We start from the raw sequence: 13,633 nt of genomic DNA, 5'->3' as shown, positions 1-13,633 counted from the left end.
TAATTATTGTAGCACTCCAATAAAAGCTCGTAACTAAGCGAGTCATCTGGAGAAAATTGTATCAAATTCAATCGAAGAAATTCGTTAAAAAATCTCATTGTCTGAGTGCGTAGCACGAGTTTGAGATTTTAGAATTTCAAGATTAGAATTTGCCAATTTTCGTAAGCCAAACGATGCGTGTTACAACTTTTAATCCTCTCCCTCTCCTCGTTATAAACCTTGCCTATTTTTAATTATTGTAGCACTAATAATAAAAGCTCGTAACTAAGCGAGTCATCTGGAGAAAATTGTGCCAAATTCAATCGATGAAATTCGTTAAAAAATCTCATTGTCTGAGTGCGTAGCACGAGTTTGAGATTTTAGAATTTCGAGATTAGAATTTGCCAATTTTCGTAAGCCAGACGATGCGTGTTACGACTTTTATTCATTATACCAATAAAAAAATAGGCAACCCCCGTTGCCTATTTCCCCAAAATCTATTTCTTTTTAATTCCCAATTCACCATCTACATTTGTGATAACGACAGTGTCCTTGTCAGTCACAGTTCCTTTTATCAATTCACGTCCAAGTTTTGTTTCGACGTTGGATTCGATAAATCTCTTAACTGGTCTTGCACCGTACAACACATCGTATGCTTTGTCGATAATCAAATCTTCTGCAGATTCGTCGATTTCGATGGTGATTTGTCTGTCTTCCAATTGTTTTTGTAACAATGAAACTTGTTTTTCGATAATCTTGTAGATGTCATCTTTTGTCAATGGTTTGAACATTACGATATCGTCAATTCTGTTCAAAAATTCTGGTTTGAATCGTGATTTCAATTCGTCCATTACAGAATTTCTGCTTTCATCAGAAATATTTCCACTGTCGTCGATTCCTTCAATCAAATCCATCGAGCCAATGTTACTTGTCATAATGATGATCGTGTTTTTGAAATCGACAGTTCTACCTTTGTTGTCAGTCAAACGTCCGTCATCCAAAACTTGCAACAATATGTTGAACACATCTGGATGCGCTTTTTCGATTTCGTCGAACAAAATCACTGAGTATGGTTTTCTTCTGACAGCTTCAGTTAGTTGACCACCTTCATCGTAGCCAACGTATCCTGGAGGAGCTCCCACAAGTCTACTTACTGCGTGTTTTTCCATATATTCTGACATATCGATACGAATCAAATTCTTTTCGTCATCAAACATATTTTCAGTCAAAGCTTTTGCAAGTTCTGTCTTACCAACACCAGTTGGTCCAAGGAATATAAATGAACCGATTGGTCTGTTGAGCGATTTCAAACCACTTCTAGCTCTGATGATTGCATCAGTCACAGCAGTAACAGCTTCATCTTGACCCACAACTCTCTTGTGTAACAACTTGTCCATATTCAAAATCTTGTCACGTTCTGTTTCCACTAATTTTGTCACAGGAATTGATGTCCACTTGCTCACAACTTCTGCGATTTCATCTTCAGTTACGCTTTCTTTGATGATAGAACTGTCATCTTCGTCCATTTTCTTGTTCAATTCTTCAAGCTTGTTTTCAAGTTCTACTAATTTTCCGTATTTTAATTCAGACAATTTTTCAAAATCGTATTTTCTTTGAGCTTCTTCCATTTCGTGTTTAACGGCTTCGATTTCAGATTTTGTGTCCTTGATTTCGTCGACCTTGGATTTTTGTTGAGTCCATTCCATATACATCGCATCAAACTCGTTTTTAGTATCTTGTAATTCTTTTTCCAAATTTTCGAGTCTAATCTTGCTCATCTCGTCTTCTTCTTTATTCAAAGCAGCACGTTCGATTTCAAGTTGCAATATTTTTCTCTTAGTTTCGTCGATGCTTTCAGGCATAGAATCTATCTCAGTTCTAACCATAGCACTTGCTTCGTCCATCAAATCAATAGCCTTGTCTGGCAAAAATCTGTCAGTAATATATCTATCCGACAAAGTTGCCGCAGCGATTACCGCGTTGTCAGTGATTTTAATTCCGTGATAAATCTCGTATTTGTCCTTGATACCACGTAATATCGAAATCGTGTCTTCTACTGAAGGTTCTTCAACTAAAACTTTTTGGAATCTTCTTTCCAATGCACCATCTGTTTCGATGTATTTTCTGTATTCATCCAACGTTGTAGCGCCAATTGTTCTGATTTCACCACGTGCTAACATTGGCTTCAACAAGTTTGCTGCATCCATTGCGCCTTCTGATTTTCCTGCTCCGACCAAAGTGTGAATTTCGTCGATAAACATAATGATTTTGCCATCAGATTCTGCCACTTCTTTTAGAACAGCCTTCAATCTTTCTTCGAACTCTCCTCTGAATTTTGCACCGGCAATCAAACTTCCCATGTCCAATGCAAAAATAGATTTATTTCTCAAAGTTTCTGGGACATCATCGTTGACAATTCTAAGCGCCAAACCTTCCACAATCGCAGTCTTACCAACACCTGGTTGACCAATTAACACTGGATTGTTCTTCGTTCTACGACTCAAAATCCTAACGCTGTGTCTGATTTCATCGTCACGACCGATAACTGGATCAAGTTTGCCTTCTTTCGCCAAATCAGTCAAATTACGACCGTATTTTGTCAACACATCAGTTGTATCTTCTGGATTATCAGAATCTATCTTTTGATTTCCCCTCAAATCCTTCAAATTAGATGCGAAGTTTTGCTTGTTAACATTAAAATCTTTCAACAAAACTGCACTAACAGTGTTTTTTTCTCCTAAAATACTCATAAAAATGTGTTCCACTGACACGAAACTATCTCCCATGGACTTAGCTTCGTCCTCTGCTTTCAACAAAATTCTTTGGAAAGCAGTGCTAGGGTACACACTCGATTGACTGTCGTTTTTAGGAAGAGAATCTATTTTTTGATTAAAAGCGCTCACAACTTTTTTGTAATCTGCGCCCAATTTTTGAATAGTCTTTGCAACTATTGAATCTGAATCAGACAACAACGCATAGCTCAAATGAACATCCGTTACTTCTGGATTGCCCAATTTTATCGCAGTATTTTGTGCGTCTTGAATTGCTTGAACAGATTTTTGTGTGAATTTGTTTAAATCCATAATCCTTACCTCCTAACATTATTCAGAAATATCGTATAATTTTTTGTATAATTCTTCTTGTTCTTCGTTTAATTTTGTAGGATTTACAATGGAAATTTCAAGATACAAATCACCTTTGACACCTTTCATATCCACAAATCCCTTATCCTTAATTCTAATTCTTTGATTAGTCTTGATATTTTTCGGAATCTTAACCTTGATTCTTTCGCCACTAATCGTTTCAACATTGATAGATTTCCCAAAATAAGCTTCCCATGGTTTAAGTTCAACCTTCTTTATAATATTGTGATCTTCAAGCTTGTTGTACACATCAACCAGGTTAATCTTCACGTAAATGTCCCCGTCAACGCCAAATTTTTCGCCCTTGACCTTAATCTTTTTACCAGGCAAAATCCCTTTTGGAACTTTCAAATTCAAGTTGACACTTTTATCCCCAATCATAAGTCCCAATCTTTTTTCTACACCGTTGTAGATATCTGATAAGGAAACGGAAATATCTGTGTCATATCTTTGCCTTGGTTGAGATTTTCTTCCGGCATTTTTGAAACCACCGAAAATATCGGAAAATCCTCCGCCGCTACCTTGTCCGCCTGAGAAAAACGCATTGAAAAAGTCCGAGAATCCTCCGCCACTTCCACCAGTTGTGTAAGTGTAGGATCCAGAATTCTTGCCGAAACCACCAAATCCTCCGAAGTTTCCAAAATCGTACGCATTCGGATCGAAGTTTTGTCCGCCTTGGAAATTATAATTGGAGCCAAACATATCGTATTTTTTACGCTTATCTTCGTTACCCAAAACCTCGTAAGCCTCGTTAATCTCCTTGAATTTTTCTTGTGATTTCTCATCGCCTTTATTTAAATCGGGGTGATATTTCTTGGCGAGTTTTCGGTATGCTTTTTTTATTTCTTGGGAGCTCGCCTTCTTGTCCACCCCCAAAACTTTGTAATAATCTTTATATTCCATAAAAACCTCCCGTAATTTGTTTTTGACTTTCTTTGACCTTAATATTATTATACACCCTTATGAGTGCATAATCAATAGTATTTGCAATCTTTGCAATTTCTTTGACATTTATATCCATATAGAATGATCCTTGCCACTTCCCACTTCGAAATGGTATTTCACAATTCCCAAATCGACCTTGGCTGACGGAGCAAATTTCGCCTTCGCCTTCACCTTATCATCAACCAAAGTCAACATGAATTTTTGTTGATTAATCGCAGTCGGAGCATTCAACGCACAATCAACCCCGTCTTTGAACCATTGTGGTGAATCTTCGTTCACATTTGACACTTGTTTAGCTAACTTGCTTTTGTGATCGTAACCCCAATTTGCAGGAATACCGAACGCAATCACAATTACCAAGTTTTCGTTAGGCTCCATGTATTTTCTTATATTCTTCTTATTATATGTAAGAGCAACCCAGCACGAACCCAAACCCAAATTCATAAGTTCTATCACAAGCTTCTCGCCGTAATATCCACAAGTCTCGCTCAAATCATTGCCTACACCCTTCATAATCAGAAAATTATTCACATTCTCAAACTTTCCGTACTTCGCAAGCTTTGAATTAAAACCTTCCTTATCATCAAACACAGCCCTTATATTCAAACTCGACTCACGATTAACCTCATCAACCTTCTGTTCAATAATCTCCTTCACAGAATTATCAATCTCTTCATCTATGTATTTTCTAACAGAATTCCTTTTGTGCATCAACTCTAAAATATCCACCTTGTCCCCCTCATTAAAATATATACTTATTATAATATACCACAAATCACGAAAATTCACGCACCACCACGCATACATTTAAATATTTCCACGCAAACAAAAATGGAATCGCACCGATTCCATCTATATTAACCCACCACTCCACACCCAAAGCTCAATACATCTTGCGCAAATTCTCCAAAGCCTTGCTTCTCGTATTGTAGAATGTCGACTGCTTCATATTCAATTCTTTGCAAATCTCCCTCGCACTTTTTTCTCTAAGGAAATTCTCATAAATAATCTTCTGTTGCTTATCGGGAAGCTTACGCACCTTCTCATAAAGCCTTTTAATCTCCAACCTATCCTCAAAATCCTGTTCGATATTCTCATCAGATTCAATCAAATTCATCACCTCATCACCATCCTCATTAGTATAATTCAACGAAGAAATACTTCTTCTAGGATTCTTCTTCAAATAGAAAAACCTCAACCTCTGCTTCAAATAATAATTGAACGGAACCTTCTTCGAAGCATCATACTCCATAATCGCATACATAATCTCAGTCTTGCCATCATCCACAAGCTCCTCAAAAATATCCGCCCTATCATAATATTTTTTTATACTACTAATAATCAACGGCTCAAAAGCCTTATAAATTCTCTTATCATTCAAAATTTTGTTGTTCACAATATAATCTATCTCTTCAAAATTCATGATTTCCATCTCCTTTTACTCAATTTTACAATCGATAAGAAGATTTTATTAATCAAGAATGAAACGTAAAACCACACCAAAACAGATAGTAATAGCGTGAACTATTCGACTATTTTGTAAAAAATCATCATCATTCTTCACAAAACAAACCAATTCATTGTAAATTCAAATTGAAAACGCTTGAATAAGAACGTATGTTCTGTTATAATAAAATTATCATAAAATAAAAGGAGAATCAATGAAACAATTACAAGCAATCATTCCGATATACGTAGACAATATCGGCAATGCAGTCCAACTTTATTTTAATGATTTCACCACTACCAATTATTGTTCATTGGATTGCTGCATCAAAAAAATCGCCCGCAACCAATTAATAGACATCACAGAGGCCAAGAAATTAATCAAAAAATCCTTGAACATAACCAAAAATCCTCCTATTTGTTTTAAAAACGGAACGTACTGCATGATCAAAGTCAGAAAACCAATATCCAAAAACGATGGAAGTTATGGACTGTTCAACATCGAATCCATCGAAGAAATAAAAACAGGACACATAATACTTGCGAATAATCAAAAAATCACAACACTAGAATCCAAGAAAAGCATCGAAGACAAAATTCAAAAAGCGAAACTCGCCAGGCTTTTGATAGATGATTATACGACAAACTTGGACATGCTCACCAAATAATAATCACAAAAAAACTGATACATCTCGTATCAGTTTTTCGCATTAAAAAATGGGACCGAAATTAGTCCCATTTTCAATTAATCTTGTATCTTGAGATTAATTATTTACGTTTTTTAAGTGAAATGAAAGCACCTGCAGCGCTTGATAATGAAGCTGCTGCTAAAGTTAAGATTTCAGCTTCGTTACCAGCTTTTGGTAATGCAAATTTTTTCTTTTTCTTTGGAGAATCAGTGTTTTGTTTCTTGTTGTTTGGTTTTTTGTTTTCAGATTTTTTGTTTTCTGGTTTTTTGTTTTCAGGTTTTTTGTTTTCTGGTTTTTTGTTTTCTGGTTTTTTGTTTTCTGGTTTTTTGTTTTCAGGTTTTTTGTTTTCTGGTTTTTTATCTTCTGATTTATCAATAATCTTTAACACATAATCCCAGTTTCCATCTGCTTTTTGTACAACTTCATAACCGTTATTTATATGACCAGGGTTTAATAATTCATTTTCTAAAGCTTTTTTAGCTGATTGTTCAGCTTCTTCTTTAGTTCTGTAAGCAAATGGTGTTTGTCTGTAGTATGGACTATCTTCTGGTATATTATCTTCTTCTTCTTTGCCAGGATTTGAAGCAGCATTAGATTTTACAACTGTTTCAACGAAATTGTCCAATACAGCGCTGTTTTTTGCTTTTTCAATTTGTTCATAAATCTTTGGATTTTTTATTCCAAGTCTTTCTAATTTTGCTTTTGCTGCATTCTTTGCTGCTACAAGCTCGTTTTTAACTTCTTTTTCAGTAGATGCTTTGTATTCTTTACCTACGAACATTCCTTGATCTTTGGCTTCTGGTGTTTTTGGTATGTTTTGATCAGCTGCGAATGTATTAACTCCGCCACCTACTACAATTGCACCTGCAAGTGCAGCCATTAATAATTTCTTATTAAGTTTCATAATATTTTGACAATGGAAACTTCCCTTTCGGGTGGAATTTGTCTCCTCCTTTTAAATTTTTTTGCAATTCAATGCTATTTAAATCAAATTCGTTTCCAAGCAATTTCTTGCCATTCCTTATTATTAATTGTCTACCTATAAAAGGTATTACAACAACTGAACTTCACCTATTTTATCAAAAAGGTGTTCTTGTTTCGTCCACCATCCAATAATCTCCCAAGGATAATGTCCACAAGCGTTAGGTTCGGTAAGTTCACATCCTAACTTATTGTAACTACTATTTCTAGTAGTTATAATCATACTAGTATTTGATGAAAACATTTTTCATTCTATTTAATTTTTCATTCTATTTACAAGAATGTTATTTTATATTCCGCATTTGTATTACGACTTCCAAATTATCATTATCGTTAATATTTATCTAATGTTTTATCCATAGTACAGTTTGCTTCAACTCACTACATTACGTCTTATGCTTATTATACTATATACTTTTAAATATTACAATAAATTTTTCAAATTCTTTTTGAGTATATATTTTGCAGAATAGTTATGCAATTTGTTATTCAGCATTTTTTATTTCAAAACCAACATGTAGTGTATTTGCTTTATTCCTAATCACTTATTGTGTTGTGCTTAAATATTATTACAATTATTTGTTTTTTTATTATTTTATGATGCTTAGAATTTAATTTTTCCGTGTTCAAATGTTCAACTTTTCTTTGGTTTATGAGCTAATTCTAAGAATTTTTCTTTTCAATTTAATTATACTACGTAACAATGGTTACGGATTATTGTAACTGTTATCAGTATAATATAATCAAAAAAATGGAGGGATAATATGTCAAGATTTTTAGGAAAAATTCATTATATAATGTTCGATAAGATAAATTACGTTGATGAGATTACACGCAAGATGAGTGAGTTGTTGGATGAAAATGTTGATTTGAAAAATATTGAACGTGGAGAGTTGGAGGATTTGATTGACACGGACAATATTCACGGATGGTTACAAGTGAGAGTTGGAATTGTCGAGGATAATTTGGCGATGGTTTTGAGTGAGCTGAAAAAAGAAGAAAAGCTTGAAGATGCTCTTAAAATCGCCTATGATTTTGGTGCTAAGGAGGATTTCTCAGGTGATGCTTCTGATGCTTTTCAATTTATGTCCGATAAATTCTTGGACGGTATGCCTTGCGATATGGCGAATTTGCCAGTGGAATCAGATGATGGAGAGTTCCGTTGGGTTAAGAGAATTGATGTGCACGAACAGTATTACAACTACGGCGAGCCTTCTGAAGTTTACGATGAATTCCGTCGTGCGTGGATGAATGGTTTGTTGAGTAATTGTGATTTGAAATACGTTGTGGAAGATGGAATTAATATTATAAGGTAGATTTGTGTGTTTTTGGGGTATAATTATATGTAAGATAACCACAAATGTAGGAGGTATATTATGTATATTAGAGAAGAAGTACTTAAAAACGCAAATAATAAAGAAAAAGTGTCTGAGATTTTGGAAAACTACTTCAAAACAGATGCAAATTACGAAAACGAACACGAACGTGATGAACTTCGCCGCCGTGGCTTTGAAGAATTGAAGTTAATCGGAGAAATCCAAGTTTATCAATTGTTGATGAACTCCGATGATGATAGAACTACATTATAATAATCAATCCCTTGTCGTGTGGCAAGGGATTTTTTGGTGTTAAAGAGCATATTTTATTGAAAAAAAGAGTTATAATATATCTATGAAAACTTCAAGAAAAATATATGCAATGAATTTATTTTCCAATTTAATATTTTATGCACCTGTTGCATTGTTGGTTAGAACCAATAGAGGAATTAGTTTGTCCCAGTTTTTTGTGTTACAGGCGATACTGTCTGTTACTTGTATGGTTTTTGAATTCCCATTAGGTGTGTTGACGGATAAAATCGGGCTAAAAAAGTCAATAGTTCTCGCACAGTTTACTATGCTAACTGCCAGGATAATTTTATTGATAGCCAATAATTTTATGTTTTTTGCTGTGGAAGCCTTGCTTGAAGGAATTGCTTTTGCATTGAATTCCGGAACAATAAGCGCCTACATATACAAGCTTTTCGGTGATGATAATTACAGTAATAATATTTCAAAGTTCTATAATTGGGGAACGATCGCTTTTATCGTATCAACCGTAATATTTCCTTTTATTAATTCAAAATGGAACATTAACACTTTGATTTGGGTAACCATAATTGCAAATACAATCGCAACTGTGATTTCTATTTTTATTCCAGATACCGACAACTCATTAGAAACTGAGGAACAATTTGATTTATCAAAAACATTGAAACTATTGGTACATGATAAAACTTTCAGAGTAATCGTGTTAATCGTGTCGTTGTTTAATTTGTCATTTTTGTTGATCAACTTCTTCTATGTAAAAGTCATAATTGACAATGGATATTCGGAAAACATAGTGTCGCCACTCATCCTAGCTTACTCGGGACTTCAACTCTCACAAACATTTATCATAAAATATCTAGGAGAACAAAAAGCATGGAACAAAGTTCGATTATTTTCAGTTATTGCATCATCGTTCTTTGCTGGATTATGTGTGATATCTGGAAAAGCTGTAGTGTTGTTGATGATTATACTTCCAACAATCTTGTCTGTCTTGGGGATATTTATTGAAAAAATCCAAAACAATTATATAGACACAATAGGCTTCAAAAATCACAGAGCAACCATGTTATCAGCATTTAGCTTCTTCGCTGATGTCTTCGAAGTAGTATTCTTGTTGGCAAACTCGTATATTTCATCTTTCAATTACAAATATATCTTCGTATTTATATCATTATCTCTATTCTTAAGTGCATTATTACTTAGAAATGACACCTCCGTCTCATCATTATCCTAAATCGCAAACTCCGATGATGATAGAACTAAATTATAATAATTAATCCCTTGTCGTGTGGCAAGGGATTTTTGGTGTTAAAAAGTATTAAATTTTCGTTCTTTTTTTCATCCCTTTTATTGCGTTTAGGCATTGAAGTCCGTCAGATTGTTTCGCTCTAGCACCTTCGTATTCTTTTGGTAATAAGCTAAAAAAAGCCTTCCAGAGATTAACATAAAATGTAATAAATACTATATTTCGGTAAAAACTACCTACATTAGTGGAATGATTGATATCGTAGATAAAAGGAATCATACATGCAAATAAAATGATGTTAACAAGTGGCCCCGCTAAAAAGACAATAAAATTTCTCTTGTAATACCAATCTTCATAATCATCATCAAAGTAACATACTCCGTCAGCTAGTGATAAACATATTCTAATCCTTTTTGATTTGAATATCTCTTTGCCTCTTCCTGTTTCGATTCTCCATTTTTTTGATTTATATGCTACTCGATATGCAACAGCATGTCCTATCTCATGCAGAATTTGTGAAACTTGATAAACAAAATAAAATATTACGATTTTCATTAATAAGTTAAGCATTATAACCTCAATTATGTAAAATAAAAAACAAATCAGTTTTTAATTATTTCAATTATTCTTCTACCGTCGCTAGGCATATCTCTTTTGTAATAAATTGGTAACAAAGTCCAGAAAAGTTGCGCCTGATTAAATCGCAACAAAAACTTTATTGATTCTTGAAAAAGATGTGAATATCCAGCTATCATTTTCCATTCATTTATTGATAATGGAATTGTAACAATCAGTACTATTAAATTAAATAATGGTCCACCTAATGGAATCATTATTTTTTGTAATTTGCTCTTGCTATTATAATATTCCCCATCCAACTGTGGGAGTATTTTCCCAACAACAATTATGGGTCTTATAATAAGTCTTTTAGTTTCAAATAAAACCTTCCCAATACCCATATCTATTTTCCAGTCTTTACATTTAAAGAAAATAATACACATTAAAATATGCCCCATTTCATGGCAGAATGTAAGAGTAATTATTATCAAGTATTTAATTATTAGTTCTAAAAGCATTATATCCTCCTAAATCTATGATTACGATTTCATTCTACCCCGCATCCCACTTTTTTGTCAAGTATTTTGTGAAAAAATATGCATTTTAGGAGTGTCTATAAGTGGTATGCAATACATCTTTTTGTCAGTGAAACAATCAGATTACTGCTGTCAAAAACACACTTAGCACTCTAATAAAAGATCGTAACTAAGCGAGTCATCTGGAGTAAATTGTGTCAAATTCAATCGAAGAAATTCGTTAAAAAATCTCATTGTCTGAGTGCGTAGCACGAGTTTGAGATTTTAGAATTTCGAGGTTAGAATTTGCCAATTTGCGTAAGCCAGACGAGGCATGTTACGACTTTTATTCCGTATGTTTATGTTGCGAAAAATTTCCACTCCCTTTTTCAGTGAAACAAATCAGATTACTGCATTTGCTAAGAATATCGTCTGGAGAAAATAACCAAAAATCCAAGCGAAATGACCCGTCAAAAATCTCACTCGCGCCAGCCGTAGGCGCACTTGAGATTTTAGGGGCATGAGCGTGAGGATTTTTTTATTTTCGTAAGCCAGATATTAGTGCAAATCAGTTTTCTGATTTTACTGTGAAATGATACTGTCTTTGCAATCAACCAATTCAACAATTTTTTCCCATAAAAATAGACCCTCATAAAAGGGTCTATCGTGAAGGTATTATTCATGCAATTCCACTGTATCTTCATGGTATTTTGCTGGTAAGCTTGATTTTTCTTTGTTCATTCCTATGAAGAAATTAACATTGGCTTCTTTTGATAAAACTTCCAAGTTTTCTAGGAATTCTTCTAATTGTTGTTCTGTCATTTCAACGATTGAGTAAATTCCGTCTACGTAAATTGTTTCGATGTCGAAATCTTGTGACATTATTCCTGCCAAAAATCCATACAAACTTTCTGGACTTGAGATGTGGAATGTCGATGCATCTATAAGTCTTACTGAGTGATCAAGTGAGAAGATGTGCTTGTCATCAGAGTCTATAAATATTATGTTACCGTTTTTGTTTTGTTTTTCGTCGTTGGCCTTGTCTATCAACCATTTTGTTTTTCCGCTGCCTTTAGGACCTACTACAAATTTAACCATTATTATCATCCTTTCTTAAACCATTTTAAAAAGTTTAATTTACTTTATATTATTATACCCATTCTTTTACTAAAATTATCACCTTGGAAAATATTTTCTCGTTCCATTTTTTCAATTATCATATCTTGTATTTTCCAGTGACTTGTATTCCAGTTGCAAAACACAGAAGTCTCTTCGGGCATTCTTCCGACTAATCGTTGAATCAGGATATCCTTATCCAAATATTTCAAAAATTCACAAACTTCATTTACGTAATCGTCCAGTGATTTGAGTTTCACTTTTCCTTCTTCGTACCACTTTGCAAGTATTGTGTGTTTGGGAATGTATAGAGAATGGATTTTGCATTCGTCAACTTTTAATACCGACAATAGCTTCGCAGTTTCTCTCACATCGTCCATATCATCCCAAGGAAGTGCCAGTATTACATGCGTACAAATTCTAAATCCGTATTCTTTGATTAGAAGACACGCTTGGATAAAATCAGCAACTGTGTGTTGTCTGTTGATTATCTTCAGTGTTTTGTTGTTCGATGTTTGCAGTCCAAGCTCTATGATGATGTCGACGTTTTTTTCGTCTTGAAGTTGTTTTAGTATTTCCAAGTGTTCACGAGCTATGCAATCCGGTCTTGTGGATATGCTAACTGCAACGACGTTGTCAATCACAGCTTCATTTACGTATTTTCGAAACAAATCAAGTGGCATATACGTGTTGGAATAGTTTTGAAAATACGATATGAATTTGTGGGCGTTGTATTTTTTCTCGATGGTTTGCTTATCCTCTTCTAATTGTTCACGAATGGAAAGGTGTTTTTCTTTGTTTTCAAAGCTTCCACCTTCTTCGTGACAGTAAATGCAACCACCACGCCCAAGCCTTCCGTCTCTGTTCGGGCATGTTAAGTCCAATTTTATCGGAAGTTTGTAGACTTTTTCTCCGTAATGTTCTTTGAGATATTTGCTGTAAATGTTATATCTATCAGTCATTTAGATTATCTCGTACGAAATCCAACACTTCTTGTGGATTTTCGTCTGGTTTTACTTTTCTGAATTCTTTGACCAAGTTCATATCCTTGTCAAATACAAATGTGCTTCTTTCTGTTTTGGTAACTTCTTTGCCGAACATTTTGCCCTTGTAAACGCAACCAAAATTGTTCAAGAATATTCTTTCTGGGTCGGATATCAATTCTTGTTTTAGTCCTTGTTTTTTTCTGAAATTTTCGTGAGTTTTTTCAGTGTCTTTGCTTATTCCGACAACTTCTGTGTTTAGTTTTTGAAATTCGTCGTAAATTTCGGAAAATCCGTCTGCTTCTATCGTACATCCACTTGTGTTATCTTTTGGATAAATGTAGACTACCAAGTTTTTGCCCTTATATTTGTCATAGTATTCTTCGTTCAAAAATTCTTTTAAATTATTCATAATCCCTCAACTCAAATAGTTCTTCTAAAAATTT

15 protein-coding genes are annotated in these 13,633 nt (G+C 34.1%); 4 read left to right on the top strand and 11 right to left on the bottom strand.

What is annotated here, in order from left to right; genetic code table 11:
• Window positions 1-476: 476 nt before the first annotated feature.
• The 5 genes from clpB to ACLUJM_RS01210 all read right to left on the bottom strand — a co-directional run bounded on the left by clpB (window position 477) and on the right by ACLUJM_RS01210 (window position 5,490).
• Window positions 477-3,062 carry an ATP-dependent chaperone ClpB gene (gene clpB / locus ACLUJM_RS01230; protein WP_412411942.1) on the bottom strand — a complete coding sequence of 862 codons (2,586 nt, stop codon included), beginning with the start codon at window positions 3,060-3,062 and terminating at the stop codon, window positions 477-479.
• An 18-nt stretch (window positions 3,063-3,080) separates the two neighbouring features.
• Window positions 3,081-4,025, bottom strand: a complete 945-nt coding sequence (locus ACLUJM_RS01225; protein WP_412411941.1) for a DnaJ domain-containing protein — start codon at window positions 4,023-4,025, stop codon at window positions 3,081-3,083.
• Window positions 4,015-4,143 carry a hypothetical protein gene (locus ACLUJM_RS01220; RefSeq protein ID WP_275077110.1) on the bottom strand — a complete coding sequence of 43 codons (129 nt, stop codon included), beginning with the start codon at window positions 4,141-4,143 and terminating at the stop codon, window positions 4,015-4,017. The genes ACLUJM_RS01225 and ACLUJM_RS01220 overlap by 11 nt, the downstream gene beginning before the upstream one ends.
• Complete coding sequence (locus ACLUJM_RS01215) at window positions 4,134-4,796, bottom strand: nitroreductase family protein (RefSeq protein WP_412411940.1); 663 nt, start codon at window positions 4,794-4,796, stop codon at window positions 4,134-4,136. The genes ACLUJM_RS01220 and ACLUJM_RS01215 overlap by 10 nt, the downstream gene beginning before the upstream one ends.
• A gap of 154 nt (window positions 4,797-4,950) precedes the next feature.
• A complete protein-coding gene (locus ACLUJM_RS01210; RefSeq protein WP_412411938.1) occupies window positions 4,951-5,490 on the bottom strand; it encodes a sigma-70 family RNA polymerase sigma factor in 540 nt (179 codons plus the stop codon).
• Between the two features lie 238 nt (window positions 5,491-5,728).
• On the opposite strand from ACLUJM_RS01210, the gene ACLUJM_RS01205 reads away from it, so the two are divergent.
• A complete protein-coding gene (locus ACLUJM_RS01205; RefSeq protein WP_412411937.1) occupies window positions 5,729-6,181 on the top strand; it encodes a hypothetical protein in 453 nt (150 codons plus the stop codon).
• Window positions 6,182-6,281: 100 nt separating this feature from the next.
• Here the strand turns inward: ACLUJM_RS01205 and ACLUJM_RS01200 are convergent, their stop codons facing one another.
• Window positions 6,282-7,106 (bottom strand): DUF5633 domain-containing protein, encoded by an 825-nt coding sequence (locus ACLUJM_RS01200; RefSeq protein WP_412411936.1) that lies wholly within the window; start codon window positions 7,104-7,106, stop codon window positions 6,282-6,284.
• A gap of 841 nt (window positions 7,107-7,947) precedes the next feature.
• On the opposite strand from ACLUJM_RS01200, the gene ACLUJM_RS01195 reads away from it, so the two are divergent.
• The 3 genes from ACLUJM_RS01195 (at window position 7,948) to ACLUJM_RS01185 (ending at window position 10,003) form a co-directional block, all read left to right on the top strand.
• Window positions 7,948-8,499 (top strand): hypothetical protein, encoded by a 552-nt coding sequence (locus tag ACLUJM_RS01195; protein WP_412411935.1) that lies wholly within the window; start codon window positions 7,948-7,950, stop codon window positions 8,497-8,499.
• A gap of 60 nt (window positions 8,500-8,559) precedes the next feature.
• Window positions 8,560-8,772, top strand: a complete 213-nt coding sequence (locus ACLUJM_RS01190; RefSeq protein WP_412411934.1) for a hypothetical protein — start codon at window positions 8,560-8,562, stop codon at window positions 8,770-8,772.
• An 82-nt stretch (window positions 8,773-8,854) separates the two neighbouring features.
• Window positions 8,855-10,003, top strand: coding sequence for an MFS transporter (locus tag ACLUJM_RS01185; protein ID WP_412411933.1), 1,149 nt, complete (start codon window positions 8,855-8,857; stop codon window positions 10,001-10,003).
• Window positions 10,004-10,087: 84 nt separating this feature from the next.
• On the opposite strand, the gene ACLUJM_RS01180 is transcribed toward ACLUJM_RS01185, so the two are convergent.
• The 5 genes from ACLUJM_RS01180 to ACLUJM_RS01160 form a co-directional block, all read right to left on the bottom strand.
• Complete coding sequence (locus ACLUJM_RS01180; protein ID WP_094225186.1) at window positions 10,088-10,585, bottom strand: M50 family metallopeptidase; 498 nt, start codon at window positions 10,583-10,585, stop codon at window positions 10,088-10,090.
• A 32-nt stretch (window positions 10,586-10,617) separates the two neighbouring features.
• On the bottom strand, window positions 10,618-11,091 hold the full coding sequence (locus ACLUJM_RS01175) for a site-2 protease family protein (RefSeq protein ID WP_412411932.1): 474 nt from the start codon (window positions 11,089-11,091) through the stop codon (window positions 10,618-10,620).
• 672 nt (window positions 11,092-11,763) lie between these two features.
• Window positions 11,764-12,186 carry an ATP-binding protein gene (locus ACLUJM_RS01170; protein WP_278725764.1) on the bottom strand — a complete coding sequence of 141 codons (423 nt, stop codon included), beginning with the start codon at window positions 12,184-12,186 and terminating at the stop codon, window positions 11,764-11,766.
• A gap of 44 nt (window positions 12,187-12,230) precedes the next feature.
• A complete protein-coding gene (locus ACLUJM_RS01165) occupies window positions 12,231-13,166 on the bottom strand; it encodes a TIGR01212 family radical SAM protein (protein WP_278725763.1) in 936 nt (311 codons plus the stop codon).
• Window positions 13,159-13,599: a peroxiredoxin gene (locus ACLUJM_RS01160; protein ID WP_094207729.1), complete on the bottom strand. Its 441-nt coding sequence runs from the start codon at window positions 13,597-13,599 to the stop codon at window positions 13,159-13,161. Before ACLUJM_RS01160 ends, ACLUJM_RS01165 begins: the two co-directional genes overlap by 8 nt.
• Between the last annotated feature and the right edge of the window lie 34 nt (window positions 13,600-13,633).

Origin of the sequence: Finegoldia sp., assembly GCF_046991905.1 — a bacterium.
GTDB lineage: Bacteria > Bacillota > Clostridia > Tissierellales > Peptoniphilaceae > Finegoldia.
This window is presented reverse-complemented; position numbering and strand designations above follow the sequence as displayed.

Coding starts and splice junctions, on each gene's coding strand:
- ACLUJM_RS01180 (WP_094225186.1), bottom strand. CDS start 10,585: ATGCTTAACTTATTAATGAAAATCGTAATATTTTATTTTGTTTATCAA.
- ACLUJM_RS01200 (WP_412411936.1), bottom strand. CDS start 7,106: ATGAAACTTAATAAGAAATTATTAATGGCTGCACTTGCAGGTGCAATT.
- ACLUJM_RS01185 (WP_412411933.1), top strand. CDS start 8,855: ATGAAAACTTCAAGAAAAATATATGCAATGAATTTATTTTCCAATTTA.
- ACLUJM_RS01160 (WP_094207729.1), bottom strand. CDS start 13,599: ATGAATAATTTAAAAGAATTTTTGAACGAAGAATACTATGACAAATAT.
- clpB (WP_412411942.1), bottom strand. CDS start 3,062: ATGGATTTAAACAAATTCACACAAAAATCTGTTCAAGCAATTCAAGAC.
- ACLUJM_RS01170 (WP_278725764.1), bottom strand. CDS start 12,186: ATGGTTAAATTTGTAGTAGGTCCTAAAGGCAGCGGAAAAACAAAATGG.
- ACLUJM_RS01165 (WP_278725763.1), bottom strand. CDS start 13,166: ATGACTGATAGATATAACATTTACAGCAAATATCTCAAAGAACATTAC.
- ACLUJM_RS01190 (WP_412411934.1), top strand. CDS start 8,560: ATGTATATTAGAGAAGAAGTACTTAAAAACGCAAATAATAAAGAAAAA.
- ACLUJM_RS01205 (WP_412411937.1), top strand. CDS start 5,729: ATGAAACAATTACAAGCAATCATTCCGATATACGTAGACAATATCGGC.
- ACLUJM_RS01225 (WP_412411941.1), bottom strand. CDS start 4,025: ATGGAATATAAAGATTATTACAAAGTTTTGGGGGTGGACAAGAAGGCG.
- ACLUJM_RS01175 (WP_412411932.1), bottom strand. CDS start 11,091: ATGCTTTTAGAACTAATAATTAAATACTTGATAATAATTACTCTTACA.
- ACLUJM_RS01195 (WP_412411935.1), top strand. CDS start 7,948: ATGTCAAGATTTTTAGGAAAAATTCATTATATAATGTTCGATAAGATA.
- ACLUJM_RS01210 (WP_412411938.1), bottom strand. CDS start 5,490: ATGAATTTTGAAGAGATAGATTATATTGTGAACAACAAAATTTTGAAT.
- ACLUJM_RS01220 (WP_275077110.1), bottom strand. CDS start 4,143: ATGGATATAAATGTCAAAGAAATTGCAAAGATTGCAAATACTATTGAT.